25 protein-coding genes are annotated in these 23875 nt (G+C 65.7%); 15 read left to right on the top strand and 10 right to left on the bottom strand.

Annotation, left to right across the window (positions count from 1 at the left end; translation table 11 throughout):
* The first annotated feature begins 2 nt into the window (after positions 1-2).
* Positions 3-632: a TetR/AcrR family transcriptional regulator gene (locus tag AC24R4_RS11705; RefSeq protein WP_487523164.1), complete on the top strand. Its 630-nt coding sequence runs from the start codon at positions 3-5 to the stop codon at positions 630-632.
* On the opposite strand, the gene nth is transcribed toward AC24R4_RS11705, so the two are convergent.
* Both nth and rsxB read right to left on the bottom strand, forming a co-directional pair.
* Positions 629-1273, bottom strand: a complete 645-nt coding sequence (gene nth, locus AC24R4_RS11700; protein ID WP_153948947.1) for an endonuclease III — start codon at positions 1271-1273, stop codon at positions 629-631. The genes AC24R4_RS11705 and nth overlap by 4 nt on opposite strands.
* The gene (rsxB, locus tag AC24R4_RS11695) at positions 1270-2130 is read right to left on the bottom strand and encodes an electron transport complex subunit RsxB (protein ID WP_400392551.1); all 861 of its coding nucleotides are present in this window, start codon (positions 2128-2130) and stop codon (positions 1270-1272) included. Before rsxB ends, nth begins: the two co-directional genes overlap by 4 nt.
* Positions 2131-2322: 192 nt before the next feature.
* Here rsxB and AC24R4_RS11690 point away from each other — a divergent pair, with 192 nt between their 5' ends.
* Positions 2323-2958, top strand: coding sequence for a TetR/AcrR family transcriptional regulator (locus AC24R4_RS11690; protein ID WP_153948946.1), 636 nt, complete (start codon positions 2323-2325; stop codon positions 2956-2958).
* A 99-nt stretch (positions 2959-3057) separates the two neighbouring features.
* On the opposite strand, the gene AC24R4_RS11685 is transcribed toward AC24R4_RS11690, so the two are convergent.
* Together AC24R4_RS11685 and AC24R4_RS11680 are read right to left on the bottom strand one after the other, a co-directional pair.
* Positions 3058-4296, bottom strand: a complete 1239-nt coding sequence (locus AC24R4_RS11685) for a polyhydroxyalkanoate depolymerase (RefSeq protein WP_400392548.1) — start codon at positions 4294-4296, stop codon at positions 3058-3060.
* Positions 4297-4528: 232 nt separating this feature from the next.
* Positions 4529-5725, bottom strand: coding sequence for an amino acid aminotransferase (locus tag AC24R4_RS11680; RefSeq protein WP_400392545.1), 1197 nt, complete (start codon positions 5723-5725; stop codon positions 4529-4531).
* Positions 5726-5955: 230 nt separating this feature from the next.
* Between AC24R4_RS11680 and uvrB the strand changes: the two genes are divergently transcribed.
* From uvrB to iscX, 12 genes are all read left to right on the top strand, one after another.
* Complete coding sequence (gene uvrB, locus AC24R4_RS11675; RefSeq protein WP_092596353.1) at positions 5956-8049, top strand: excinuclease ABC subunit UvrB; 2094 nt, start codon at positions 5956-5958, stop codon at positions 8047-8049.
* A 107-nt stretch (positions 8050-8156) separates the two neighbouring features.
* A complete protein-coding gene (locus AC24R4_RS11670) occupies positions 8157-8378 on the top strand; it encodes a hypothetical protein (protein WP_092596350.1) in 222 nt (73 codons plus the stop codon).
* A 65-nt stretch (positions 8379-8443) separates the two neighbouring features.
* On the top strand, positions 8444-8683 hold the full coding sequence (locus tag AC24R4_RS11665) for a hypothetical protein (RefSeq protein ID WP_400392543.1): 240 nt from the start codon (positions 8444-8446) through the stop codon (positions 8681-8683).
* 64 nt (positions 8684-8747) lie between these two features.
* Positions 8748-9227, top strand: a complete 480-nt coding sequence (locus AC24R4_RS11660) for a low molecular weight protein-tyrosine-phosphatase (RefSeq protein ID WP_400392540.1) — start codon at positions 8748-8750, stop codon at positions 9225-9227.
* A 199-nt stretch (positions 9228-9426) separates the two neighbouring features.
* Entirely contained in the window at positions 9427-9981 is a 555-nt protein-coding gene (gene iscR / locus AC24R4_RS11655; RefSeq protein ID WP_066738832.1) for a Fe-S cluster assembly transcriptional regulator IscR, read from the top strand.
* Between the two features lie 74 nt (positions 9982-10055).
* Entirely contained in the window at positions 10056-11276 is a 1221-nt protein-coding gene (locus AC24R4_RS11650; protein ID WP_400392537.1) for an IscS subfamily cysteine desulfurase, read from the top strand.
* A 55-nt stretch (positions 11277-11331) separates the two neighbouring features.
* Positions 11332-11733, top strand: coding sequence for a Fe-S cluster assembly scaffold IscU (gene iscU / locus AC24R4_RS11645; RefSeq protein ID WP_066738828.1), 402 nt, complete (start codon positions 11332-11334; stop codon positions 11731-11733).
* A gap of 81 nt (positions 11734-11814) precedes the next feature.
* Complete coding sequence (gene iscA, locus AC24R4_RS11640) at positions 11815-12135, top strand: iron-sulfur cluster assembly protein IscA (RefSeq protein WP_066738950.1); 321 nt, start codon at positions 11815-11817, stop codon at positions 12133-12135.
* Positions 12136-12239: 104 nt separating this feature from the next.
* Positions 12240-12758, top strand: a complete 519-nt coding sequence (gene hscB / locus AC24R4_RS11635) for a Fe-S protein assembly co-chaperone HscB (protein ID WP_400392534.1) — start codon at positions 12240-12242, stop codon at positions 12756-12758.
* 9 nt (positions 12759-12767) lie between these two features.
* Complete coding sequence (gene hscA, locus AC24R4_RS11630; protein ID WP_400392531.1) at positions 12768-14633, top strand: Fe-S protein assembly chaperone HscA; 1866 nt, start codon at positions 12768-12770, stop codon at positions 14631-14633.
* A 44-nt stretch (positions 14634-14677) separates the two neighbouring features.
* Positions 14678-15016: an ISC system 2Fe-2S type ferredoxin gene (gene fdx, locus AC24R4_RS11625; RefSeq protein WP_092596329.1), complete on the top strand. Its 339-nt coding sequence runs from the start codon at positions 14678-14680 to the stop codon at positions 15014-15016.
* Between the two features lie 22 nt (positions 15017-15038).
* Positions 15039-15233, top strand: coding sequence for a Fe-S cluster assembly protein IscX (gene iscX / locus AC24R4_RS11620; RefSeq protein ID WP_066738820.1), 195 nt, complete (start codon positions 15039-15041; stop codon positions 15231-15233).
* A gap of 108 nt (positions 15234-15341) precedes the next feature.
* Here iscX and AC24R4_RS11615 read toward each other — a convergent pair whose 3' ends face one another.
* The 4 genes from AC24R4_RS11615 to prfB form a co-directional block, all read right to left on the bottom strand.
* Positions 15342-16058 (bottom strand): glycine zipper 2TM domain-containing protein, encoded by a 717-nt coding sequence (locus tag AC24R4_RS11615; protein WP_487523163.1) that lies wholly within the window; start codon positions 16056-16058, stop codon positions 15342-15344.
* Positions 16059-16307: 249 nt separating this feature from the next.
* On the bottom strand, positions 16308-17852 hold the full coding sequence (gene lysS, locus AC24R4_RS11610; RefSeq protein ID WP_153948935.1) for a lysine--tRNA ligase: 1545 nt from the start codon (positions 17850-17852) through the stop codon (positions 16308-16310).
* 50 nt (positions 17853-17902) lie between these two features.
* Positions 17903-18673: an SDR family oxidoreductase gene (locus tag AC24R4_RS11605; RefSeq protein ID WP_400393411.1), complete on the bottom strand. Its 771-nt coding sequence runs from the start codon at positions 18671-18673 to the stop codon at positions 17903-17905.
* A 122-nt stretch (positions 18674-18795) separates the two neighbouring features.
* Positions 18796-19900, bottom strand: a protein-coding gene (prfB, locus tag AC24R4_RS11600; protein WP_400393409.1) for a peptide chain release factor 2 whose coding sequence is annotated in 2 segments (ribosomal slippage) — positions 18796-19818 and positions 19820-19900 — 1104 coding nt in all. Because the reading frame shifts where the segments join, the coding sequence is not laid out codon by codon here.
* 234 nt (positions 19901-20134) lie between these two features.
* Between prfB and AC24R4_RS11595 the strand changes: the two genes are divergently transcribed.
* Positions 20135-20878 carry a peptidoglycan DD-metalloendopeptidase family protein gene (locus AC24R4_RS11595; protein ID WP_400393407.1) on the top strand — a complete coding sequence of 248 codons (744 nt, stop codon included), beginning with the start codon at positions 20135-20137 and terminating at the stop codon, positions 20876-20878.
* 49 nt (positions 20879-20927) lie between these two features.
* Here AC24R4_RS11595 and recJ read toward each other — a convergent pair whose 3' ends face one another.
* Together recJ and AC24R4_RS11585 are read right to left on the bottom strand one after the other, a co-directional pair.
* A complete protein-coding gene (gene recJ, locus AC24R4_RS11590) occupies positions 20928-22628 on the bottom strand; it encodes a single-stranded-DNA-specific exonuclease RecJ (protein ID WP_400393406.1) in 1701 nt (566 codons plus the stop codon).
* Between the two features lie 36 nt (positions 22629-22664).
* Positions 22665-23786 carry a hypothetical protein gene (locus AC24R4_RS11585; RefSeq protein ID WP_400393405.1) on the bottom strand — a complete coding sequence of 374 codons (1122 nt, stop codon included), beginning with the start codon at positions 23784-23786 and terminating at the stop codon, positions 22665-22667.
* Between the last annotated feature and the right edge of the window lie 89 nt (positions 23787-23875).

Raw genomic sequence — 23875 nt, 5'->3', positions numbered from 1 at the left:
TAATGGCCGCCATGACCACAGAGCTATCTCCCGCCCGCCGCTACCGCGGCGCCGAGGCCGAAGAGCGCCGCGCCCAGCGGCGCGAGCAGCTGATTGCCGCCGCCGTGCAGGTCTACGGCGAGCGCGGCTACCAGAACGCCACCGTCAAGGCGGTGTGCGAGGCCGCCGGGCTGACGGAACGCTACTTCTACGAATCGTTTGCCAACAGCGAGGCATTGCTGCTGGCATCGTATGAAACGGTCACGCATCGCCTGCTTCAAACGCTGGCACGGGCAGGGGAAGAGGCGGGCGGCAGCGGCGAGCATCGCGTGCTGGCGATGCTGCGTGCCTATTTCGGGGCGCTGCAGTGCGAGCCGCGCTCGGCGCGGGTGTTCCTGGTGGAGATTCGCGGGGTCAGCAGGCTCGTGGACGAGGCGCTGGCGGTATCGCTATGCGATTTCGGCGCACTGGTGGCCCGGACGCTGATGACGCCCGGGGTGAAGGTGGATCCGATGCTGGCCGCCGGCGTGGCGGGCGGCATCGTCCATGTGGCGCTGTACTGGATCCGCAACGGCTACACGCCTGACGTGGATACCGTGGCGCGCACCGCCTTGCAGCTGGCGCTGGTCCTGAAGGGGCCGAATCCTGCCTAGACGTTCGGTGCCGGGGTCTTTGGCCTGAACTCGCAGAGCGGCTCGATGGCGCAATGCCAGCATTCGGGCTTGCGTGCCTTGCAGACGTAGCGGCCGTGCAGGATCAGCCAGTGGTGGGCGTCGTGCAGGAACTCGGTCGGCGTTACCTTCAACAGTTTCTGTTCCACGGCATCGGGGTTCTTGCCCGGCGCCAGCCCGGTGCGGTTGGCCACGCGGAAGATATGCGTGTCGACGGCAATCGTCGGCTGGCCGAACGCCACGTTCAGGACCACGTTGGCGGTCTTGCGGCCCACGCCCGGCAAGGCCTCCAGCGCCTCGCGCACGGGCGGCACCTTGCCGCCATGCTGCTCGACGAGGATCCGGCAGGTTTCCATCACGTGTTTGGCCTTGGTCTTGTAGAGACCGATCGTCTTGATGTACTCGATCAGGCCGGGCTCGCCCAGATCCAGGATCTGTTGCGGGGTATGGGCCACCGGAAACAGCTTGCGCGTGGCCTTGTTCACGCCAACATCGGTGGCCTGGGCGGACAGCAGCACCGCGATCAGCAGCTCGAACGGCGAGCTGTATTCGAGCTCCGTTTCCGGGGTGGGATTGACCTCACGCAAGGTTTCGAAAATGGCAAGGCGCTTGGCGGGATTCATGAGCGGGAATCGTCGTTTTTGCTGGGGTCGCCCGGCGCGGCGCTGCCGTCCGGGCTCTGGCGTTCCTGGCCGGCCTGGTCGGTCAGGCCCCGTTTCGCGCGGCGCGCTTCGGCGGCATCGATCTGCGCCTGCACGGCGGGCGGCACATTGTCGGTGTTGCGGGGCTGCACGGCGGCCGCCTTCTGGCGCGCGCGCTCGATGGCGGCCTGGATGATCGCTTTCTTGCGCGCCTGCGCAGCCTGTTCCGCCTCGCTGGCCGCGGCTTCGGCCTCCAGGGCTTCGAGCTTGGCCGCGGCCTTGGCGGCCAGGCGGGCGTCGTTTTCCTCGCGCTCGCGCACCAGACGCACCTTGCGCGACTGATAGCGTGCGTATGCGGCATCGGCCTGTTCCTGCGACCAGGCGGCCCAGCCCGTCTTCGCGCCCGTGACCGGGATCATCGCAATGCAATCGACGGGGCAGGGGGCCACGCAGAGGTCGCAGCCGGTACACCAGTCGGGCAGCACGGTATGCATCTGCTTGGCGGCACCGACGATGGCGTCCACCGGGCAGGCCTGGATGCACAGCGTGCAGCCGATACATAGCGATTCGTCGATACGGGCCACGGCACGGGCCTGTTCGATGCCGCGTTCGGGGTCCAGCGGCTGGGGCGCGACGCCCAGCACGGCCGACAGCCGCACGATGCCCTCGGCGCCGCCCGGCGGGCAGCGGTTGCTTGCGGCCTCGCCCGCGGCCATGGCTTCGGCATAGGGGCGGCAGCCGTCGAACCCGCATTTGGTGCATTGGGTTTGCGGCAGCAGGGCTTCAAGGCGGTCTGCCAGGCTGGCATCGCCGGCAACGGACGAGGGGGAACGGATCACGACGGCAACACGGAATCAGGGGGGACGACTGGCATCTTGCACGCCTCTGCGGACGTGTGTGCGGCAAGGATTATCCCCGATTTCGCCGCGGTGCAGAAAAGGCGATGATTCGCCGTCACCCGAACGGGAAGAGGAGCCCGGACGAGGTGGCGGGCTGTGCCATAATCCGCGCAACTGACAGATCAGATATTCATGTCGAACGAGCCAAAAACCAAGCGGGACCCAGAAGGCACGCGCCGACGCATCATGGCCGCCGCCACGGAGGAATTTGCCAAGGGCGGGCTGGCGGGTGCCCGTGTCGACCAGATCGCACGCCGCGCCGAGACCAACGAGCGCATGCTCTATTACTACTACGGCAGCAAGGAAGGCCTGTTCCTGGCCGTGCTCGAAAAACAGTACGCCGAGTTTCGCGCGGCCGAGGAGCAGCTGCATATCACCGACGAAGACCCCGTGGCGGGGGTGCGCACGCTGGCCCGCTTTGTCTGGGACTGGTACTACGCGCATCCGGAGTTCATCCGGCTCGTGAACAGCGAGAACCTGCATGAGGCGCGCCATCTGAAGAAGTCGGCCCAGCTCCATCAGCTGATCAATCCGGTGGTGGACGTGCTGGCCGACATCATCCGGCGCGGCCAGCAGCAGGGCGTGTTCCGCGACAACATCGACGTGCCGCAGTTCTACCTGACCATTTCGGCGCTGGGCTACTACGTGCTGTCGAACCGGTACACGATCAGTGCCGTCATCGGCCGCGACGTGGCCACCGAGGAAGAACACGCGCGCTTTGCCGACCTGCATACCGACATGCTGCTGTCGTACCTGACCAATCGCTGAGACATCGCTCAGCGGCATAGCCAATCGGCCAGAAACAAGAACGCCCGCGAGGATCTCGCGGGCGTTCTGCCATGCCGGCCCGGGCGGGCCGGGCTACGCTCAGTACTTGCGAATGAAGTCGCGCAGTTCCGGGTAGATATTCTCGCGCCAGCGGCGGCCCGAGAAAATCCCGTAGTGGCCGCACTTCGGCGCGGTGATGTGTTGCTTGCGCGTTTTCGGGATGCCGGCGCACAGGTCGTGCGCGGCGGCCGTCTGGCCCGCGCCCGAGATGTCGTCGAGCTCGCCTTCGATCGTCAGCAGCGCCGTGCCCTTGATGTCCTGCGGGCGCACCGGGTCGCCGTCGATTTCCCACGTGCCGTTGGCCAGGCGGAATTCCTGGAACACTTCGCGGATCGTGTCGAGGTAGTACTCGGCGGCCATGTCCAGCACCGCGTTGTATTCGTCGTAGAAGCGCACGTGCGCTTCGGCGTCGTCGGCGTCGCCCTCGATCAGGCTCAGGTAATAGTCATAGTGCGACGACAGATGGCGGTCCGGATTCATCGCCACGAAGCCGGCGTGCTGCAGGAAGCCCGGATAGACCTTGCGGCCATGGCCCGGATAGTTCGCCGGCACCGTGTAGATGACGTTGTTCTCGAACCATTCGAACGACTTGTTGGTGGCCAGGGAGTTGACCGACGTCGGGCTCTTGCGCGCGTCTATCGGGCCGCCCATCATCGTCATCGTGCGCGGCGTCTTTTCGCCGGATGACGCCATCAGCGAGATCGCGGCCAGCACCGGGACGGTGGGCTGGCAGACCGAAATCACGTGCAGCTTGTCGGCGCCGATATGGCGGATGAATTCCTGGATGTAGTAGATGTAGTCGGCCAGGTGGAACGCGCCTTCCTCGGCCGGCACCATGCGGGCATCGACCCAGTCGGTCACGTAGACCTTGTGGTCCTGCAGCAGCGTGCGCACGGTGTCGCGCAGCAGCGTGGCATGGTGGCCCGACAGCGGCGCGCAGACCAGCACCACGGGCTCGTCCTTGAGCAGCTTGATGGTCTCGGGGTCGTCGGCATACCGCTTGAACCGCACCAGCTTGCAGAACGGCTTTTCCAGCACGGTCTGTTCGACGATGGGGATCTCGCGGCCATTCGAGCGCACGCTCTTGATGCCGAACTCCGGCTTCTCGTATTCCTTGCCGAGCCGGTACAACAGCTCGTATCCGGCCGCCATCCGGGGCGCGCCCGGAATCAGCGAAAGCGGGCTGAGGGGATTTGTGAACGTCTTGGCGGTCGCCTGGGCCCACGCGGTCAGCGGGTTCAGCATCGAGCGCTGGAATTCATGCAATTGGTAAAGCATGCCGGTACCTGTCTAGCCTTTCTTGTCGCGAGTGCTTGTCGCGCAACGGATTATGCCCGCAATCGAACGATCGTGCTTTGCAGCATACGCTTCCAAGTTACGCCGGCAAGCGGGGAAGACAATAGGACATTGGCGCTAAATCTGGATGACACCGCCTGACAATGACAAAAAAGGCGACCCGAGTGGCCTCCAGGTCGCCTTTTGCCGTTGACGCAGGGTCAGGTGTTGCTTTTTAGTACACCGCGGCGATGGCGTTGACCACGGCGTCGATGTTGCGGCTGTTCAGCGCCGCCACGCAGATGCGGCCGGTGCCGACGGCGTAGATGCCATGCTCGGTGCGCAGGCGGTCCACCTGCGCCGAGGTCAGGCCCGAGTACGAGAACATGCCACGCTGGGCCTTCACGAACGAGAAGTCGCCCGGCACGCCCTTGGCCGCCAGCTTGTCGACCAGTGCGTTGCGCATCAGCTTGATACGGTCTCGCATTTCGGCCAGTTCCTGCTCCCACATGGCGCGCAGTTCCGGGCTGTTCAGCACGGTGGCCACCACGGTGCCGCCGTGGGTCGGCGGGTTGGAGTAGTTCGTGCGGATCACGCGCTTGATCTGCGACAGCACGCGCTGGGCTTCTTCCTTGCCCGTGGTGACGATCGACAGCGCGCCCACGCGCTCGCCGTACAGCGAGAAGCTCTTCGAGAACGAACTCGACACGAAGAACGGCAGGCCCGATTCCGCAAACAGGCGCACGGCGGCGCCGTCCGGCTCGATGCCTTCGGCAAAGCCCTGGTAGGCCATGTCCAGGAACGGGATCAGATTGCGTTCCTTGACCAGTTCCACCACCTGCTTCCACTGGGCGTCGTTCAGGTCCACGCCGGTCGGGTTGTGGCAGCACGCGTGCAGCACGACGATGGTGTTGGCCGGGTACGACTTCAGCGATTCCACCATGCCGGCGAAGTTCAGGCCGTGCGACGGGGCATCGTAGTAGGCGTAGTTGACCACCGGGAAACCGGCGGATTCGAACAGCGCGCGGTGGTTTTCCCAGCTCGGATCGCTGATGGCGACCGATGCGTCCGGGTACAGGCGCTTCAGGAAGTCGGCGCCGATCTTCAGCGCGCCCGTGCCGCCAAGTGCCTGAGCCGTCACGACGCGGCCTTCGGTAATGAGGGCCGAATCCTTGCCGAACAGCAGCGTCTGCACGGCCTGGTCGTAGGCGGCGATGCCTTCGATCGGCAGGTAGCCGCGCGGGGTGGCGCTGGTCAGGCGGGCCTTTTCGGCTTCCTGCACGGCGCGCAGCAGCGGAATTTTCCCTTCGTCGGTGAAGTACACGCCAACGCCCAGATTCACCTTGGTGGCGCGGGTATCGGCATTGAATGCTTCATTCAGGCCCAGGATCGGGTCGCGCGGGGCCATCTCGACGGCAGAAAACAAACTCATTTGGGATCTCGTGGTCAGCTGTGTAAGAAAACGGAGGGCGTAGAATGCTTCGAACTGCGCTGTGGCTGCGGCGGCACCGGCGACGGGCTCCTGACTGACTTCCTGTCACTACTGACAGAAGCTGACAGTATCCCTTCGGCAAACTATGGCCAACCGGGCTTGAACCGATCCGCGCAACCCCCAGATTCTAGCGTATCCCGCCAGTTTCCCTCAGGTTTTTCCCTACGTTTATGACGAATCTCGCTGAAGTCGCCCCGCCCCTGGACGAAGACAAATTCGTCACGTTTCCGGGCTCGCCGTTCCAGCTGTACCAGCCGTATCCGCCCGCCGGCGACCAGCCCGAGGCGATCCGGCAACTGGTGGAGGGCATCGAGGACGGCCTGTCGTTCCAGACGCTGCTGGGCGTGACCGGCTCGGGCAAGACCTTCACGATGGCCAATGTGATCGCCCGGATGGGCCGGCCGGCCATCGTATTTGCGCCAAACAAGACGCTGGCGGCGCAGTTGTATTCGGAATTCCGCGAATTTTTCCCGCGCAACGCGGTGGAATACTTCGTCAGCTACTACGACTACTACCAGCCTGAGGCCTATGTGCCGCAGCGCGACCTGTTCATCGAAAAGGACTCGTCGATCAACGAGCATATCGAGCAGATGCGGCTGTCGGCCACCAAGAGTCTGCTGGAGCGGCGCGACACGATCATCGTGGCGACGGTGTCGGCGATCTACGGTATCGGCAATCCGAGCGAATACCACCAGATGATCCTGACGCTGCGTACCGGCGACAAGCTGAGCCAGCGCGACGTGATCGCGCGGCTGATCGCCATGCAGTACACGCGCAACGAGACCGATTTCCAGCGCGGCACGTTCCGCGTGCGCGGCGACACGCTCGACATCTTCCCGGCCGAGCATGCCGAGATGGCCGTGCGTGTGGAGCTGTTCGACGACGAGGTGGATTCGCTGCAGTTCTTCGACCCGCTGACGGGCCGCGTCCGTCAGAAGATTCCGCGCTTCACCGTCTACCCGTCGAGCCACTACGTGACGCCCCGCGAGACCGTGCTGCGGGCAATCGAGGACATCAAGGTGGAGCTGCGCGAGCGGCTCGACTTCTTCTACAAGGAAAACCGGCTGGTCGAGGCGCAGCGGCTGGAGCAGCGCACGCGTTTCGACCTGGAAATGTTGTCGGAACTGGGCTTCTGCAAGGGCATCGAGAACTATTCGCGCCACCTGTCGGGCGCCAAGCCGGGCGAGCCGCCGCCGACGCTGGTGGACTACCTGCCGCCCGACGCGCTGATGTTCCTGGATGAATCGCACGTGCTGATCGGCCAGCTGAACGGCATGTACAACGGCGACCGAGCGCGCAAGACCACGCTGGTGGAGTACGGCTTCCGGTTGCCGTCGGCGCTGGACAACCGGCCGCTCAAGTTCGAGGAATACGAGCGCAAGATGCGCCAGGCGGTCTTCGTGACCGCCACCCCCGCGAACTACGAGAAGGAGCACGCCGGGCAGGTGGTGGAGCAGGTGGTGCGGCCGACCGGCCTGGTCGACCCGATCATCCATGTGCGGCCCGCCACCACGCAGGTGGACGACCTGCTCAGCGAGATCCACCTGCGGCTGCAGGCCGGCGAGCGTGTGCTGGTGACCACGCTGACCAAGCGCATGGCCGAGCAGCTGACCGAGTTCCTGTCCGAAAACGGCATCAAGGTGCGCTACCTGCATTCGGACATCGATACGGTCGAGCGCGTGGAAATCATCCGCGACCTGCGCCTGGGCACGTTCGACGTCCTGGTGGGGATCAACCTGCTGCGCGAGGGCCTGGATATTCCGGAAGTGTCGCTGGTGGCCATCCTCGATGCCGACAAGGAAGGCTTCCTGCGTGCGGAGCGATCGCTGATCCAGACCATCGGGCGGGCCGCCCGTAACGTCAATGGCACCGCGATTCTCTACGGCGACCGCATGACCGATTCGATGCGGGTGGCGATCCAGGAAACCGAGCGCCGCCGCGCCAAGCAGATCGCGCACAACGAGGCCCACGGCATTACGCCGCGCGGCGTGGTCAAGCGGATCAAGGACATCATCGATGGCGTGTACGACGCCGACGAGGTCAAGGCCGAACTGACCGCCGCAGCGGAACGCGCGAAATACGAGGACATGAGCGAAAAGCAGGTGGCCAAGGAAATCAAGCGCCTGGAGAAGCAGATGCTCGACCACGCCAAGAACCTGGAGTTCGAAAAGGCGGCCCAGGTGCGCGACCAGCTGGCCAAGCTGCGTGCGCAGGTGTTCGGGGCCGGCGCCGAAGGCGACCATCTGCTGCCGCCGTCAAGCTGAGGGAAGACCTGATCGGGCCCCGATGGGCATGGTGCGCCACGGCATCCTATAGTGATTAGGCAATCCGCCCAGCGCGGGACGCCCGATCACGAACCAGGGAGTGTGCCATGGTGACACAGTTCGAATATGGTGGTTATACGGTCGTTGCCCGTGCCGTTGCGCATGCGGGCGGCGGTTTCGCCGGGGTACTGACCATTTCCGATGCGTTCGGCGAACCCGGCGGGCCCACGTTTGAAACCGAGACCGGCTCGGCCGATACGCCAGAGGCAGCCCTTGCGCTGGCGGAAGCCGAAGCCATGCGGACAATAGATGCCGGCGAGGTGAGCTGAAACCCGAATCAGCCCCCAGTCACGCCCGAAGAAGGCCGGCACGCCAGGAGAGCCAGGAGACACTGATGTCCTATAGCAGTGAATGGAAAAAGAGGGTTTTCGAAACGCACGAGATTCAGGTGCTGGTGAAACCCCGGTCGCCCATCGAATGGGACTACACGGTTCGCGTGTGCCGCAAGGGCACGAACATTCGCGCGGCCGACACGCTGGTGGAAACCTCGCCGGCGTCAGAGCACTACAAGTCGCCCACCGACGCCGAGGCAGCCGGGTTCGCGCGCGGCAAGCTGCTGGCCGAGCGGCTGTAGCGGCTGGCGACGCTATCGCCTGGCGTGGGTTTTCGACGATGTGCATGACGGTAAAATCGCGTCGATGAAAAAATACGCCATTCTGATGTGCTGCATGGGCAACATCTGCCGCTCTCCAACGGCAGAGGGCGTGCTGCGCGCCAAGCTTCAGGCCGCCGGCCTGTCCGACAGGGTCGAACTGGACTCCGCCGGTACGCACGGCTACCACGTCGGCCGCGCGCCCGACGCCCGCAGTCAGCGCGCGGCGTTGCAGCGCGGCTATGACCTTTCCGCGCTGCGGGCCCGTCAGGTGGACGCGGCCGACTTCGATCGCTTCGATCTGGTGCTGGCCATGGACCTCGAGAACATGGCCGGGCTACGCCGGCTGCTTCCCGGGGTCGGCGCCGACAAGCTGCGCCTGCTGATGAGCTTTGCCACGCGATATCGGGTCGAGGAAGTGCCGGACCCGTACTATGGGGAAGGTGACGGCTTCGAGCGCGTGCTGGACTACATCGAGGATGCCTGCGACGGCGTGATCGACATGCTGCGGCGCCAACTGGCCTGAGCCCGACTATTCGGAATTGCCCGATTTGCCATGCGGGAAATCAAGCCTGCGGGCTTTGCATGGCCGTTTTCCGAAGCTGCGCCAGCGGGATCGTTATGGGGCGTGGAATAGTGCGTTGCGGGATGGGGTACTTGACTGATTTAGTCGGGATATCTTAAACTCGAGCGAAATTCTCAAGTATTCCCTCTCCCCGAGCATCATGAGACTGACTACCAAAGGCCGCTTTGCGGTAACCGCCATGATCGACCTGGCCATGCGCCAGGATCAGGGTCCTGTCACGCTGGCAGGCATCAGTCAGCGCCAGAAGATCTCGCTGTCGTACCTGGAGCAGCTGTTTGGCAAGCTGCGCCGTCACGAGATCGTCGAGAGCGTACGCGGTCCGGGCGGTGGTTACAGCCTCGCGCGCAAGGCCGAGGACGTGACGGTGGCAGACATCATCATTGCCGTGGACGAGCCGCTCGATGCCACCCAGTGCGGGGGGAAGGGCAATTGTAACGGAGATGACGGTTCCGGGCGCTGCATGACCCACGAGCTGTGGGCCACGCTGAACCAGAAGATGGTCGAGTACCTGGACTCCGTATCGCTGAAGAATCTCGTTGACCAGCAACGTGCCCGCCAGCCGGCCGTGCTGCACGACATGCGCGAAGACGCCGCGCAGCAGCCCGTCACCGTGTCGCGCGGCAAGGCCGAGAAGCAGGAAAAGCCGGCGCGCGCCCGCGTGGTCAACTCGGTGTTCAGCCTCGCGCAGTCCTGAGCAAGGTTGCGGCACCTGCATTAAACTATCGGTAGGCAGTACGCGATTAGTGATCCCTATAAGGCAGTCATAAGATGAGCACCACCCCACATTTCCCGATCTACATGGATTACTCGGCCACCACGCCGGTGGACCCGCGCGTGGCGGACAAGATGATTCCGTATCTGCGCGAGCAGTTCGGCAATCCGGCGTCGCGCAGCCACGCGTACGGCTGGGATGCCGAGCGCGCCGTGGAAGAGGCGCGCGAGCAGGTGGCGGCGCTGGTGGGTGCCGATCCGCGCGAGATCGTGTGGACGTCGGGTGCGACCGAGTCGGATAACCTCGCCATCAAGGGCGCGGCCAATTTCTACTCGGGCAAGGGCCGCCACATCATCACCGTGAAGACCGAGCACAAGGCCGTGCTAGACACCACGCGCGAGCTGGAGCGCCAGGGCTTCGAGGTGACGTACCTCGACGTCAAGGACGACGGCCTGATCGACATGGACGTGTTCAAGCAGGCGATCCGCCCGGACACGATCGTGGTGTCGGTGATGCTCGTGAACAACGAGATCGGCGTGATCCAGGACGTCGAGCAGATCGGCGAGATCTGCCGCGAGAAGGGCATCATTTTCCACTGCGATGCCGCGCAGGCCACCGGCAAGGTTGCGATCGACCTGTCCACGCTCAAGTGCGACCTGATGTCGTTCTCGGCCCACAAGACCTACGGCCCGAAGGGCATCGGCGCGCTGTACGTGCGCCGCAAGCCGCGCGTGCGGATCGAGGCGCAGATGCACGGCGGCGGCCACGAGCGCGGCATGCGTTCGGGCACGCTGGCCACGCACCAGATCGTCGGCATGGGCGAGGCGTTCCGCCTGGCCCGCGAGGAAATGGCCACCGAGAACGAGCGCATCCGCATGCTGCGTGACCGCCTGTGGAACGGCCTGTCGTCGATGGAAGAGGTGTACCTGAACGGTTCGATGGAACACCGGGTGCCGCACAACCTGAATGTCAGCTTCAACTTCGTCGAAGGCGAATCGCTGATCATGGCCATCAAGGACGTGGCCGTGTCGTCGGGTTCGGCCTGCACGTCGGCGTCGCTGGAGCCGTCGTACGTGCTGCGCGCCCTGGGCCGCAACGACGAGCTGGCGCATAGCTCGATCCGCTTCACGGTTGGCCGTTTTACGACCGAAGCGGAGATCGACTACACCGTCGAGCTGCTCAGGAACAAGATCGGCAAGCTGCGCGACCTGTCGCCGCTGTGGGAGATGTTCAAGGACGGCGTCGACCTGAATTCGATCCAGTGGGCCGCGCACTGATTGCGGTCCACGGCAACAACAAGAACCCCATAAAGATTCGTCAGAGGTAACCAAAATGTCTTACAGCAACCAGGTTCTCGACCACTATGAAAATCCGCGCAACGTCGGTTCGTTCGACAAGAACGACGACGCGGTGGGCACCGGCATGGTCGGCGCCCCTGCCTGCGGCGACGTGATGAAGCTGCAGATCAAGGTGAACGAGGCGGGCGTGATCGAAGACGCCAAGTTCAAGACCTACGGCTGTGGCTCGGCCATCGCGTCGTCGTCGCTGGTGACCGAATGGGTCAAGGGCAAGACCGTGGATCAGGCGCTGGAGATCAAGAACACCCAGATCGCCGAGGAACTGGCGCTGCCGCCGGTGAAGATCCACTGCTCGATCCTGGCCGAAGACGCCATCAAGGCGGCCGTCGAGGATTACAAGAAGAAGCACGGCGGCGCCGAGCAGAAGGCTGCCTGAGCGGCGCGGTCCGCTTCAGACGGGTTGGTATGGCCGCGAGCGGTGCGGTATCGCGCGCGGCGTTTCGACAGCAAGGCAAAGATGATCACGATGACCGAAAAGGCGGCGAAACACGTTTCCCGCTACCTGGAACGCCGCGGCAAGGGCCTGGGCCTGCGCGTGGGCGTGAAGACCACCGGCTGCTCGGGCCTGGCGTACAAGCTGGAGTACGTGGACGAACTGCAGCCGGAAGACCAGGTGTTCGAGACGCGCGGCATCAAGGTGATCGTCGATCCGAAGAGCCTGCCGTACATCGACGGTACCGAACTGGACTTCGCACGCGAGGGATTGAACGAAGGCTTCAAGTTCAACAACCCGAACGTCAAGGACGAGTGCGGCTGCGGCGAGTCGTTCCGGGTCTGATGGCCCGTGCCGCGCCCGGATCGGCAACCGATGCGAGGGCGGCGACACGACAAGGGGCGGCATGACCGCTCCTTTTTGTTGTGAATGTTTTGGAAAGACGCGCTTTGAAAGACGATTTTTTCTCGCTGTTCGGGCTGCCTGCCCAATACGAAGTGGACGAAGCTGCACTGGATGCGGCCTATCGCACCGTCCAGTCGCAGGCGCACCCTGACCGCTTTGCCAATGCCGGCGATGCCGAGCGGCGCGTGGCCATGCAGTGGGCCGCGCATGCCAACGAGGCATACCGCACGCTGCGCCAGCCGCTCAAGCGGGCCATCTACCTGCTGCAACTGCGCGGCGTGGACATTCAGGCCGAAAGCAATACGGCGATGGCGCCGGCATTCCTGATGCAGCAGATGGAATGGCGCGAGGCGCTGCAGGACGCGACGCAGGCGCGCGACGTAGACCAGCTCGACAGCCTGTTGCGCGACCTGCGCCAGGAAAAGCGCGAGCGCCACGCGGCACTCGGCGCGCTGCTCGATGCCGGTGACAACGAAGCCGCCGGCGCCGCCGCGCGCCAGCTGATGTTTATCGAAAAGATCGAACACGACGCCAGCGAGGCGATCGATCGGCTCGAAGATTAGAAGATTCTCATGGCACTGCTCCAGATTTCCGAACCCGGCATGTCGCCCGCGCCTCACCAGCGCCGGCTGGCCGTTGGCATCGACCTTGGCACCACCAATTCGCTGGTGGCCGCCGTGCGCAACAGCATTCCCGAAGTCCTGCCCGACGACGATGGCCGCTCGCTGCTGCCGTCGGTGGTGCGCTACCTGCCCAACGGCAACGCGCATATCGGCTTCAAGGCCCAGGACGAGGCCGTGCGCGACCCCAAGAACACGATCGTTTCCGTGAAGCGGTTCATGGGCCGTGGCCTGCGTGACGTGGCCAATATCGAGCACAGCCCGTACGACTTTGTCGATGCGCCGGGCATGGTGCAGCTGAAGACCGCGGCCGGCATCAAGAGCCCGGTGGAAGTGTCGGCCGAGATCCTGGCCACGCTGCGCCAGCGCGCCGAGGATTCGCTGGGCGACGAACTGGTGGGTGCCGTGATCACTGTGCCCGCATACTTTGACGACGCGCAACGCCAGGCCACCAAGGATGCCGCGCAACTGGCGGGCCTGGAGGTGATGCGCCTGCTCAACGAGCCGACCGCTGCCGCCATTGCCTACGGCCTGGATAACGCCGCCGAAGGCATCTACGCCGTGTATGACCTGGGCGGCGGCACGTTCGATATCTCGGTGCTCAAGCTGACCAAGGGCGTATTCGAGGTGATGTCCACCGGCGGCGATTCGGCGCTGGGCGGCGACGACTTCGACCAGCGCCTGCTGTGCTGGGTGGTCGAGCAGGCCGGCCTGCAGCCGCTGTCGGCCGAGGACACGCGCCTGCTGATGATGCGCGCCCGTGCCGCCAAGGAAGCCCTGTCCGCCAGCGACAGCACCGTGATCGATGCCGTGCTGACCACCGGCGAGATCGTGCATCTGCCGCTGGACGCGCAAACGTTCATCGCCATCACCGCCAACCTGGTGCAGAAGACGCTGGCCCCGGTGCGCAAGGCGTTGCGCGATGCCGGTGTGACGCCCGAGGATGTCAAGGGCGTGGTGCTGGTGGGCGGTGCCACGCGCATGCCGGCCATCCGCAAGGCCGTGGGCGATTATTTTGGCCAGCAGCCGCTGACCAACCTGGACCCGGACAAGGTGGTGGCGCTGGGCGCCGCCATGCAGGCCAACCTGCTGGCCGGCAACCATGCGCCGGGCGAGGACTGGCTGCTGCTCGACGTGATCCCGCTGTCGCTGGGCGTGGAGACGATGGGCGGCCTGGTCGAGAAGATCATCCCGCGCAACAGCACGATTCCGGTCGCGCGTGCGCAGGAATTCACCACCTTCAAGGATGGCCAGACCGCCATGGCCATTCACGTGCTGCAGGGCGAGCGCGAGCTGGCCAGCGACTGCCGGTCGCTGGCGCGTTTCGAGCTGCGCGGCATTCCGCCGATGGTGGCGGGCGCGGCGCGCATCCGCGTGACCTATCAGGTCGATGCGGACGGGCTGCTGTCGGTGTCGGCACGCGAGACCAATTCGGGCGTGGAAGCGTCGGTATCGGTCAAGCCGTCGTACGGGCTGGCCGACGACGATATCGCGCGCATGCTGCAGGAAAGCTTCCGCGAGGCCGAGCACGACATGAAGAGCCGCGCGCTGGCCGAGGAACGCGTCGAGGCCGCGAGGCTGGTGGAGGCCACCGCGCGTGCGCTGGAAGTCGATGGCGACCTGCTGTCGGCCGACGAACGCGCGGCCGTGGATGCGCTGATGGCCCGCGTGACCGAGATCGCGCGCGGTGACGACCACCACGCGATCAAGGCGGCCGTCGAGCAGCTGTCGCACGGCACCGACGAATTTGCCGCCCGCCGCATGGACCGCTCGATCAAGAGCGCGCTGGCCGGAAAGAAGGTGCAGGAGCTCGGCTGAGTTACACGCAGCTCACCTGCCTAGAGAGAGAAAACAGGAATCACATGCCACAGATCATCGTTTTGCCCCACGTCGAATTGTGTCCGGAAGGCGCCGTCTTCGAGGCCGGCACCGGCACCAGCATCTGCGACGCGCTGCTGAACAACGGTATCAACATCGAGCACGCCTGCGAGAAGTCGTGCGCCTGCACCACGTGCCACGTGGTGGTGCGCGAAGGGTTCAACTCGCTCGAAGATGCCGAGGAAAAAGAGGAAGACCTGCTGGACAAGGCGTGGGGCCTGGAGCCCAATTCGCGCCTGTCGTGCCAGGCCATCGTCGCGGACACGGATCTGACCGTCGAAATCCCGAAGTACACGATCAATCACGCCAAGGAAGGCCACTAAGGCCCGCGCGAGGAGTTTTCCCATGAAATGGACAGATACCTACGATATCGCCGCCGCGCTGTACGACAAGTTTCCTGACGTCGACCCGGTAACGGTGCGCTTTACCCAATTGCGCCAGTGGGTGCTGGAACTGGACGGTTTCAGCGATCTGCCGGAACGCTCGGGCGAGAAGATCCTGGAGGCCATCCAGCAAGCGTGGATCGAGGAAGCGGAATAAGTTCGGTTGATCCAAGGCAAATGAAGCAAAAAAGCACGGCTGTCACGCCGTGCTTTTTTGTTTGTGTCGGGATCGGGCTCGCTGGGGCGGGACCGAATTCGACGGCCGTCAGCCAGTCACGAGCACGCCGCGCTCCAGATGCACGCGCTGGCCCACTTCGACGCCCGGAGGATTCTGATACGTGAACGTACGGCGCGAGCCGTCGTCCATCTTCACGCTGACGCGGTACGACTTGTTGGTGTTCAGCTTCTTCTCGGCGTAGTTGCCGCCGAAGCCGCCCGCAGCCGCGCCGGCCACGGTGCCCAGAATCCGGCCATTGCCCGAGCCGATCTGGTTACCCAGCAAGCCGCCCACGACGGCACCGCCAACGGCGCCCAGGCCGCTGGTCGGCTTTTCGGCTTCCACTACCTGCACACCCGTCACATGACCGGCCGTATGGCTGGGCCGGGCGGCCGGTTTTTCTTCAGCCTGGGCCTGCTGCACCGGCTGGGCCGGCGGCGCCATGTTGTTCTGAGCCTGGCGAGCGTCATAGGCGGGCGGCCGCGTGGTCGATCCCGGTGCCGGCTGGCTCCTGAGCGGCGGCGGCTCGTTCATGACAGGCTGGGTACCGGTTTGATTGCCGCTGTACGAGCCCCCGGATGCGCTGCTGTACGAACTGTACGAAGCCTCGGCCGGCGCCTGTGTGGCCTTGGTAATCGGCAGCACGCCCGTTACGGCTGCGACCACCGTGAGGCTGGCCACCACAAGTGCGACGGCGGCCGCGCCCACGAGCGGGTTCAGGCGGCGTTGCGACGGCAGGGCGGGGAGTGTTTCCTGACCAGACATTTCTTGTTCTCCAAGTCACCCTGAAGGGGTGGATACCTAGAGTCTGGCCGAATTACGATTCGGTTTCCGTTTGATTTTGTAAGGATCTGTAGCCAAAAAACTGCAGGGAAATCAGGAGGTTACGGCGAGGGAAGGGCGGAGGTGCGCGGGCGTCTGTAACAGCCGGCAAGTCGGGAGGTGGTGGGAGCGCCCCACGCCCTGGCAGGCGTGGGGGAACCAGACATGGCGCAGGCTGGCTGCGCCTGCCGATCAGTCTTCGCGACGCAGGTGCGGGAACAGGATCACGTCGCGGATGTTCGGGCTGTCGGTCAGCAGCATGACGAGGCGGTCGATGCCGATGCCGCAGCCGCCGGTCGGGGGCATGCCGTATTCGAGCGCGCGGATGTAGTCGGCGTCGAAGTACATGGCTTCCTCGTCGCCGGCGTCCTTCTGCTCGACCTGCTTGCGGAAGCGGTCGGCCTGGTCTTCCGGATCGTTCAGTTCCGAGAAGCCGTTGGCGATCTCGCGCCCCGTGATGAACAGCTCGAACCGCTCGGTGATGCCCGGCTGCGTGTCCGAGGCGCGCGCCAGCGGCGACACTTCCACCGGGTAGTCGACGATGTAGGTCGGCTCCCACAGCTGCGACTCCGCCGTTTCCTCGAACAGCACCAGTTGCAGCGTGCCCACGCCGGCGTTCAGGAACTGCGGCGCGCTGGTGTTGATCTTGAATTTGCCCTTCAGCTCGGCACGCAGGAAGTCGGCGTCGGCCAGTTGCGCATCGGTATATTCTGGGGCGTACTTCTGGATCGCCTGGCAGATCGTCAGGCGATGGAACGGCTTCGACAGGTCCAGCTCGCGGCCCTGGTAGTTCAGCACGGCGCTGCCGCTGGCGTCGATGGCGGCCTGGCGGATCAGGTTCTCGGTGAAGTCCATCAGCCAGCGGTAGTCCGTGTAGGCCGCGTAGAACTCCATCATCGTGAACTCGGGGTTGTGGCGCGGGCTCACCCCTTCGTTACGGAAGTTGCGGTTGATCTCGAACACGCGCTCGAAGCCGCCCACGATCAGGCGCTTCAGGTACAGCTCGGGGGCGATGCGCATGAACATCTGCATGTCCAGCGCGTTGTGGTGCGTGATGAACGGCTTGGCTGCCGCGCCGCCCGGAATCGGGTGCAGCATCGGCGTTTCGACTTCCATGAAGCCGGCGTCGGACATATGGCGACGCAGCGACGACATCGCCTTGGTGCGGGCGCGGAACGTGTCGCGCGTTTCCGGCGAGACGATCAGGTCCACATATCGCTGGCGGTACTTCATTTCCTGGTCGGCCAGGCCGTGGAACTTGTCCGGCAGCGGGCGCAGGCTCTTCGACAGCAGGCGCAGTTCGCGCACCTGCACCGACAGCTCGCCCTTGTTGGTGCGGAACAGCTCGCCGCGCGCGCTGATGATGTCGCCCAGGTCCCAGTGCTTGAACGCCGCATAGACGTCCTCGCCCACCTTGTCGCGCGTGATGTAGAACTGGATCTGGCCGCTGCCGTCCTGCACGGTGGCAAAGCTGGCCTTGCCCATCACGCGCTTGAGCATCATGCGGCCGGCGATCGACACTTCCACGGGGCTGGCTTCCAGCGCGGCCTGGTCGGTCTCGCCATACTGCGCGTGCAGCGCGCCGGCCTGGTGCGTCGGGCGGAAATCGTTCGGGAAGGCCACGCCTTGCTCGCGCAGGGCCTGCAGCTTCTCGCGCCGTTCGGCAATGATCTTGTTCTCGTCTACGGCAGGCGCGTCGGCGGGTGCGGCGGCAGGCGTGCGGGTCGGTTCGGTCATGGTGTCAGCTTCGGTCGCGCAGGGCACGGGGCCTTGCGCGATGGTTCAGTTCAATAGTTGCGGATGTCGTCGAGTTCGGTCTTGCCGAAGTCGGCGCGCTCCAGATAGGCGGCGATGCGTTGCGCGACATCGTCGGGCGACGCCAGCTGGTCATTCGCCTTCAGGTCGCGGAAACGCTGCACCTGGGCAAAATCGGCGCCGCGGATGGTCTCCTGCATGCCCGTGTCCACCACGCCCGGCGCCAGCGCCACGGCGCGTACCGCGCGATCGTCGGCCAGGCCCGCGTACTCGGCATTGACCGAGCGGATGAACATGTCCAGGCCCGCCTTGCCGGCGCAGTAGGCGCTCCAGCCCGGCACCGGGTTGCGCGCGGCGCCCGACGAGATGGCCAGCACCTTGCGCGGGCAGTCGAAGCGCGCGGTGGCATCGATGAACGCGCCGGTCATCGTCATCGGCGTGACCAGGTTGGTCTGCAGATGCGGCACCAGCGAGTTTTCGTGCAGTTCGGTGATCGGGCCGATGGGCGCCACCACCCCCGCGTTCAGGATCAGCGTCACGCTGGCCGGGGCATCGTCCACCGCTTCCAGCACGCTGGACAGCCAGCCAGCCGACGGGCCGGGCTGCGACAGGTCCTGCAGGTGCCATGCCACCGGCACGCCGCTGGCCGAGGCTTCGCGTTCGAGGTCGGTGTTGCGGCTGCGCGCCACGCCGATGATGCGGTTGCCCGGCTTGAGCAGCGCACGCACGAGCGATGCGCCCAGGCCGCGCGAGGCGCCGGTGACGATGTAGAGATGGGTGGAGCGGGGCGTTCCGGTGGTCATGACGTGGACCTTGTTCGATGAAACGGCGACTTCGGGATGGAGACTCTTGGTATTTGCCGTGCCGCCATGCCGGCACGGGGCGGGCATGGCGGCACGGCTGCGGGCAACAGATCTTGCCGGTGTTACAGGCCCTGTTTCAGGCTGGCCTCGATGAACGGGTCGAGGTCGCCGTCGAGCACCTTCTGCGTGTTGGACATTTCCACGTTGGTGCGCAGGTCCTTGATGCGGCTCTGGTCCAGCACGTACGAGCGGATCTGGTGGCCCCAGCCCACATCGGTCTTGCCGGCTTCGAGCTTGTCGGCCTCGGCCTGGCGCTTGCGCATTTCATGCTCGTACAGGCGCGACTTGAGCATCGACATGGCTTCGGCGCGGTTGCGGTGCTGCGAACGGTCGTTCTGGCACTGCACGACGATGCCGGTCGGGATGTGCGTGATCCGCACGGCCGAATCTGTCTTGTTGATGTGCTGGCCGCCGGCGCCCGATGCGCGATAGGTATCCACGCGCAGGTCGGCCGGGTTGACTTCCACCTCGAACGAATCGTCCACCTCGGGGTAGACGAACACCGACGAGAACGACGTGTGGCGGCCGCCCGACGAATCGAACGGCGACTTGCGCACCAGGCGGTGCACGCCGGTCTCGGTGCGCAGGTAGCCGAACGCGTATTCGCCCTCGATCTTGATCGTGGCGCTCTTGATGCCGGCCACGTCGCCCTCGGACTCTTCCAGCACTTCGGCCTTGAAACCCTTGCGCTCGCAGTACTTCAGGTACTGGCGCAGCAGCATCGATGCCCAGTCGCACGCCTCGGTACCGCCGGCGCCGGCCTGGATGTCGATGAAGGCGTTGGCCTGGTCCATCTCGCCCGAGAACATGCGGCGGAATTCCATGTCGGCGACGATCGCCTCGAATCCCTGCACGTCGGCGTCGATCGATTCCAGCGTCTCGTCGTCACCTTCCTCGCGCGCGAGCTCGAACAGCTCCTCCGCGCCGGCAAGGTCGGCGGTGAGCTTGCCCAGCGTCTGCACGACGGCTTCGAGCGCCTTCTTTTCCTTGCCCAGGTCCTGGGCACGCTTGGGGTTGTTCCAGACGTCCGGGTCTTCCAGCAGTCCGTTGACTTCGTCTAGGCGGTTTTCCTTGACATCGTAGTCAAAGATACCCCCGTAGATCTTCCGTTCGCGAACGGAGATCGGAGATGGCACCGGAGATGGCGTTGAGGCGTTCTGCTTCCATTGATATTCCTGGTAATTCTGCGCGTGCAAAACGTGGAATTATAGCGGATCGGCGCCGCGAAACCGGCCGGCGTGCGAGCCGGATTTGCAGCCCGGGCTGCGTGCCTGCCCCGCGCCCGGCTGAACCGTTCGCATGGCGAACGGTCTATTGCGTGACTTTCCCCGCTTATCGCTGCAAGGTTCCGTTCCAACTTCGGCGACAATAGCGGCCACGATCAGGAGTTTCCCCGTACGCATGACAGGAATCCACGCAGTCCATCACGACGTGCCGCGCCCGCAGGGTGCGCGCCGGCGCACACTTGGGCGCCTGGCCGCGATCTCGCTGGCCGCCATGCTTGCCGCCTGCGGCACCACGCCCAGCGAGCCCGCGCCCGAGGGCTATTACCGCGTCGAGCGCGGCGACACGCTGTACTCGATCGCCCGGCGCCACAACCGCTCGGTGGCCGACCTGGCGCGCTGGAGCAACATTTCCGATTCGAGCCAGATCGAAGTGGGCCAGCTGATTCGCGTCAAGCCGCCGGCCGGCGCCGGCATCTCGGCCGCCAAGGCCACCGACAAGCCCGCCGCCACTTCCGGCCAGCGCGCCGCCGCCCCCGACACCACGCCGTCGAAGCCGCCCGCCAGCGCCATCCGCCTGCAATGGCCGGCCGATGGGCGCGTGGCCGGCAGCTTCGCGCCGCCGGCGGAAAAAGGGTTGCGTATCGAAGTGCCAGCTGGCGGCAAGGTGCGCGCCGCGGCGCCGGGCTGGGCCATCCACGTGGGTACGCTGCGCGGTTACGGCCAGTTGGTCATCATCAAGCACAACGACGACTGGCTGACCGTGTACGGCAACCTCGACCGCCCCCTGGTCAAGGAAAACGACCGGATTTCGGCCGGGCAGGAGATCGGCAGCATGAGCCGCGACAACGAACTGCACTTCGAGGTGCGCGGCAACGGCAAGCCGGTGAATCCGGCCCTCTACCTGCCGCCGCGCGGATAACGGCCCGGGCCCGCCGCGCCCGGACGGGCCGGATGACTGCCGCCCCGGCCTACTGGGCGTGCTCCACCACCAGCTGCACGCGGGTCACGCCATTGAAGGTGTTGTTGTCGAGCCGGTAGGCCACCAGTGCGCTGGCGCCGTCCAGCGCGTCGGCGTGGTTGAACCAGATCGCGTCGAAACGCTGGCTGCCGCGCCCCAGTTGCAGCTTGAGGTGCTTGCCCTTCAGCACGGTCTGGCGCAGTACCTCGAATTCGCCCGAGAACGTGGGCGGCGGAAAGCCCTGGCCCCACACCTGGCCTTCGAGCAGGGTCACGAATTCGGGGCTGAAGCAGCCGTCGTCGATATCGCCGTCGGTCTCGATCACCCGGGCCAGCTGCTCTTCGTTGAGCCATTCGCGGCCGACGTCCTCGAAGGCCGCCACGAAGGTGTCGAAATCCTTCGCGCGCACGGTCAGGCCGGCCGCCATGGCGTGGCCGCCGAATTTCACCAGCAGGCCAGGATGGCGCTTGGACACCAGATCCAGCGCATCGCGCAGGTGAAAGCCCGGGATCGACCGGCCAGACCCCTTGATGTGCTCTTCGTCGCCCGGCGCGAAGGTGATGGTCGGACGATGGAATTTCTCCTTGAGCCGCGACGCGACGATGCCGATCACGCCCTGGTGCCAGGTCTCGTGGAACACGCTCACCGTGTAGCGTGACGCCGGATCGAGCCCGGCCAGCGGCTGCTCCAGGATCTGCAGCGCCTCCTGCTGCATGCCGGCCTCGATATCGCGGCGCTCGCGGTTCATGCCGTCCAGTTCCTGGGCGATTTCCCACGCGCGATTGGCGTCGTCGGTCAGCAGGCACTCGATGCCCAGCGACATGTCGGCCAGGCGGCCCGCCGCATTGAGGCGCGGTCCCAGCCCGAAGCCCAGGTCGAATGTATTGGCGCGCTGGGCTTCGCGGCCGGCGGCGCGGAACAGGGCGGCCACGCCGGCATGCATCCGGCCCATGCGCATGCGCTTCAGGCCCTGCGCCACCAGGATGCGGTTGTTGGCGTCGAGCTTCACCACGTCGGCCACGGTGCCCAGCGCCACGAGGTCCAGCAGCGTCTGCAGCGGCGGCTGGGTGTCCTTGGTATAGACCCCGCGCTGGCGCAGTTCGGCGCGCAGCGCCAGCAGCACGTAGAACATCACCCCCACGCCTGCCAGGTTCTTGCTCGGGAATTCGCAGCCGGGCTGGTTCGGATTCACGATCACGGCGGCGTCGGGCAGCACGGCACCGGGCAGGTGGTGATCGGTCACCACCACGTCGATGCCGCGCGCGTTGGCGGCCGCCACGCCATCGACGCTGGCGATGCCGTTGTCGACCGTCACGATCACGTCTGGCCGCTGCTGCGCGGCCAGTTCGACGATCTCGGGCGTCAGGCCATAGCCGTACTCGAAACGGTTCGGCACGATGTAGTCCACGCGCGCGCCCAGCATGCGCAGCCCGCGTACGCCCACGGCGCAGGCCGTCGCGCCGTCGCAGTCGTAGTCGGCCACGATCAGCAGCTTGCGCTGGGCGGCGATGGCGTCCGCCAGGTAAGCGGCGGCGTGGTCGATCCCCTTCATGGCGGAAGGGGGCACCAGGCCGGGCAGTTCGGTGGCCAGTTCGGCCGGGTGCAGCACGCCGCGCGCGGACAGGATGCGCGCCAGCGTGGGGTGCAGGCCGGCGGCGGCCAGGACGCTGGCGTGGTCGTCGGAATAGGAGCGGATGGCAATCCGGGTCATGATCTTCGTTCCGGTGGCGTTCGGGCGGCCAGGCGGCTAGGCGGCCATGGCCAGGTTCGACAGCAGTGCGCGCCAGTCGCCGCGCGCGCCCAGGCCGCGCCAGAACTTGCGCAGGTCGGCCCGCGTGACCGTGAATTCGGCAAAGTGGTTCTCGCCGCCCAGCACCATCGTGACGGCCTGGATCTGGCCGGCGGTCAGCGCATCGAGCACGGGCTGGAACCACTCGGCGTCCAGCGCATGCATCCGTTCGAGCCACAGGCCCCAGTCGGATGCAATATGGGCTTCGGTGGCGCTGTCCAGCAGGCACATGACGCTGCCTTCCGCGTGCGCCACGTCGGCAAAACGGGCCGGCGGCGGGCCAACCCGGCTGCCGGCGGCCAGCGCCAGGCCGGCCATGAACGGGTCGCCGGTCAGTACCGTGTCGGCCAGCTTGCGGGCGGTGCCCGCCTTGCCGCCGCCATGCAGCCAGACCGAATTGACCGGCAGGCGGCCCGTGGTCTCGCGGGCATCGTTGACCGGATGGCCGTGCCACGTCATCTGGATCTCGTTCTGCAGCCGGCGCCATTCGCGCGCCCGCGGGCCGGCCTGCATCCAGATATCGATATTGCGGCCGGTGGCGCGTACCGGCGTGGTCGCCGTCAGTTCGCCGAAGATGCCGTCCGGCACGTACCAGCGGGCAGGCTGCGGCGCCTCCAGCCGGATGCCGGTGTCATCGAGCAGTTCGGCGATGGCGGCGCGCAGCGCGTCGGCCTCGTCGGGGCGGATGTCGAGCTGGTCGGGGTGCATCAGCACCAGATGATCGCGCGCGGCATGGATATGCACCGGCTGCAGGCAGGCCCAGCCCGTGTCGGCGTCAGGGCTGGCATCGGCGGGCAGGCCGGCGGCGGCGCGGTCGGCCAGGCGCATAAAGGGCGCAGTCGGCACCTGGACGGTATCCAGGCCGGCGCGCCCGGCCAGCCAGCGTTCCTGGGGCAAGGTGCGCAGGTAGGGGTCGTCGTGGGTTTCCCGGGGTCCCGGGGTGGCGCGCGTCAGCAACTTTCCGAGCGCGGGCAACTCCAACTGGCGCAGCAGCGCGCCGGGGACGACATCGTCCGTGGCGTCGTCGCCGGCGCCAGGCGGGACGGAAAAAGGCACAATCAGGGTCAGGTGCGTCATCATGGTTGCCGAGATTGTAAACTTCCGGCTGGCCGGCGCGAGTCTTCCGTCACCCCGGGGTGGCAAAATTGGCGCCGACGCGTTTCCAGAAC

Source organism: Cupriavidus sp. CER-90, assembly GCF_057652055.1.
The sequence above is the reverse complement of the archived record's forward strand: the minus strand, read 5'-3'. Positions and strand labels throughout refer to the sequence as shown.

Excerpts from the sequence above, each read along its gene's own strand:
- AC24R4_RS11705 (WP_487523164.1), top strand. The coding sequence starts at position 3 with ATGGCCGCCATGACCACAGAGCTATCTCCCGCCCGCCGCTACCGCGGC.
- nth (WP_153948947.1), bottom strand. The coding sequence starts at position 1,273 with ATGAATCCCGCCAAGCGCCTTGCCATTTTCGAAACCTTGCGTGAGGTC.
- AC24R4_RS11690 (WP_153948946.1), top strand. The coding sequence starts at position 2,323 with ATGTCGAACGAGCCAAAAACCAAGCGGGACCCAGAAGGCACGCGCCGA.
- AC24R4_RS11685 (WP_400392548.1), bottom strand. The coding sequence starts at position 4,296 with ATGCTTTACCAATTGCATGAATTCCAGCGCTCGATGCTGAACCCGCTG.
- AC24R4_RS11680 (WP_400392545.1), bottom strand. The coding sequence starts at position 5,725 with ATGAGTTTGTTTTCTGCCGTCGAGATGGCCCCGCGCGACCCGATCCTG.
- uvrB (WP_092596353.1), top strand. The coding sequence starts at position 5,956 with ATGACGAATCTCGCTGAAGTCGCCCCGCCCCTGGACGAAGACAAATTC.
- AC24R4_RS11670 (WP_092596350.1), top strand. The coding sequence starts at position 8,157 with ATGGTGACACAGTTCGAATATGGTGGTTATACGGTCGTTGCCCGTGCC.
- AC24R4_RS11665 (WP_400392543.1), top strand. The coding sequence starts at position 8,444 with ATGTCCTATAGCAGTGAATGGAAAAAGAGGGTTTTCGAAACGCACGAG.
- AC24R4_RS11660 (WP_400392540.1), top strand. The coding sequence starts at position 8,748 with ATGAAAAAATACGCCATTCTGATGTGCTGCATGGGCAACATCTGCCGC.
- iscR (WP_066738832.1), top strand. The coding sequence starts at position 9,427 with ATGAGACTGACTACCAAAGGCCGCTTTGCGGTAACCGCCATGATCGAC.
- AC24R4_RS11650 (WP_400392537.1), top strand. The coding sequence starts at position 10,056 with ATGAGCACCACCCCACATTTCCCGATCTACATGGATTACTCGGCCACC.
- iscU (WP_066738828.1), top strand. The coding sequence starts at position 11,332 with ATGTCTTACAGCAACCAGGTTCTCGACCACTATGAAAATCCGCGCAAC.
- iscA (WP_066738950.1), top strand. The coding sequence starts at position 11,815 with ATGATCACGATGACCGAAAAGGCGGCGAAACACGTTTCCCGCTACCTG.
- hscA (WP_400392531.1), top strand. The coding sequence starts at position 12,768 with ATGGCACTGCTCCAGATTTCCGAACCCGGCATGTCGCCCGCGCCTCAC.
- fdx (WP_092596329.1), top strand. The coding sequence starts at position 14,678 with ATGCCACAGATCATCGTTTTGCCCCACGTCGAATTGTGTCCGGAAGGC.
- iscX (WP_066738820.1), top strand. The coding sequence starts at position 15,039 with ATGAAATGGACAGATACCTACGATATCGCCGCCGCGCTGTACGACAAG.
- AC24R4_RS11615 (WP_487523163.1), bottom strand. The coding sequence starts at position 16,058 with ATGTCTGGTCAGGAAACACTCCCCGCCCTGCCGTCGCAACGCCGCCTG.
- lysS (WP_153948935.1), bottom strand. The coding sequence starts at position 17,852 with ATGACCGAACCGACCCGCACGCCTGCCGCCGCACCCGCCGACGCGCCT.
- AC24R4_RS11605 (WP_400393411.1), bottom strand. The coding sequence starts at position 18,673 with ATGACCACCGGAACGCCCCGCTCCACCCATCTCTACATCGTCACCGGC.
- AC24R4_RS11595 (WP_400393407.1), top strand. The coding sequence starts at position 20,135 with ATGACAGGAATCCACGCAGTCCATCACGACGTGCCGCGCCCGCAGGGT.
- recJ (WP_400393406.1), bottom strand. The coding sequence starts at position 22,628 with ATGACCCGGATTGCCATCCGCTCCTATTCCGACGACCACGCCAGCGTC.
- AC24R4_RS11585 (WP_400393405.1), bottom strand. The coding sequence starts at position 23,786 with ATGATGACGCACCTGACCCTGATTGTGCCTTTTTCCGTCCCGCCTGGC.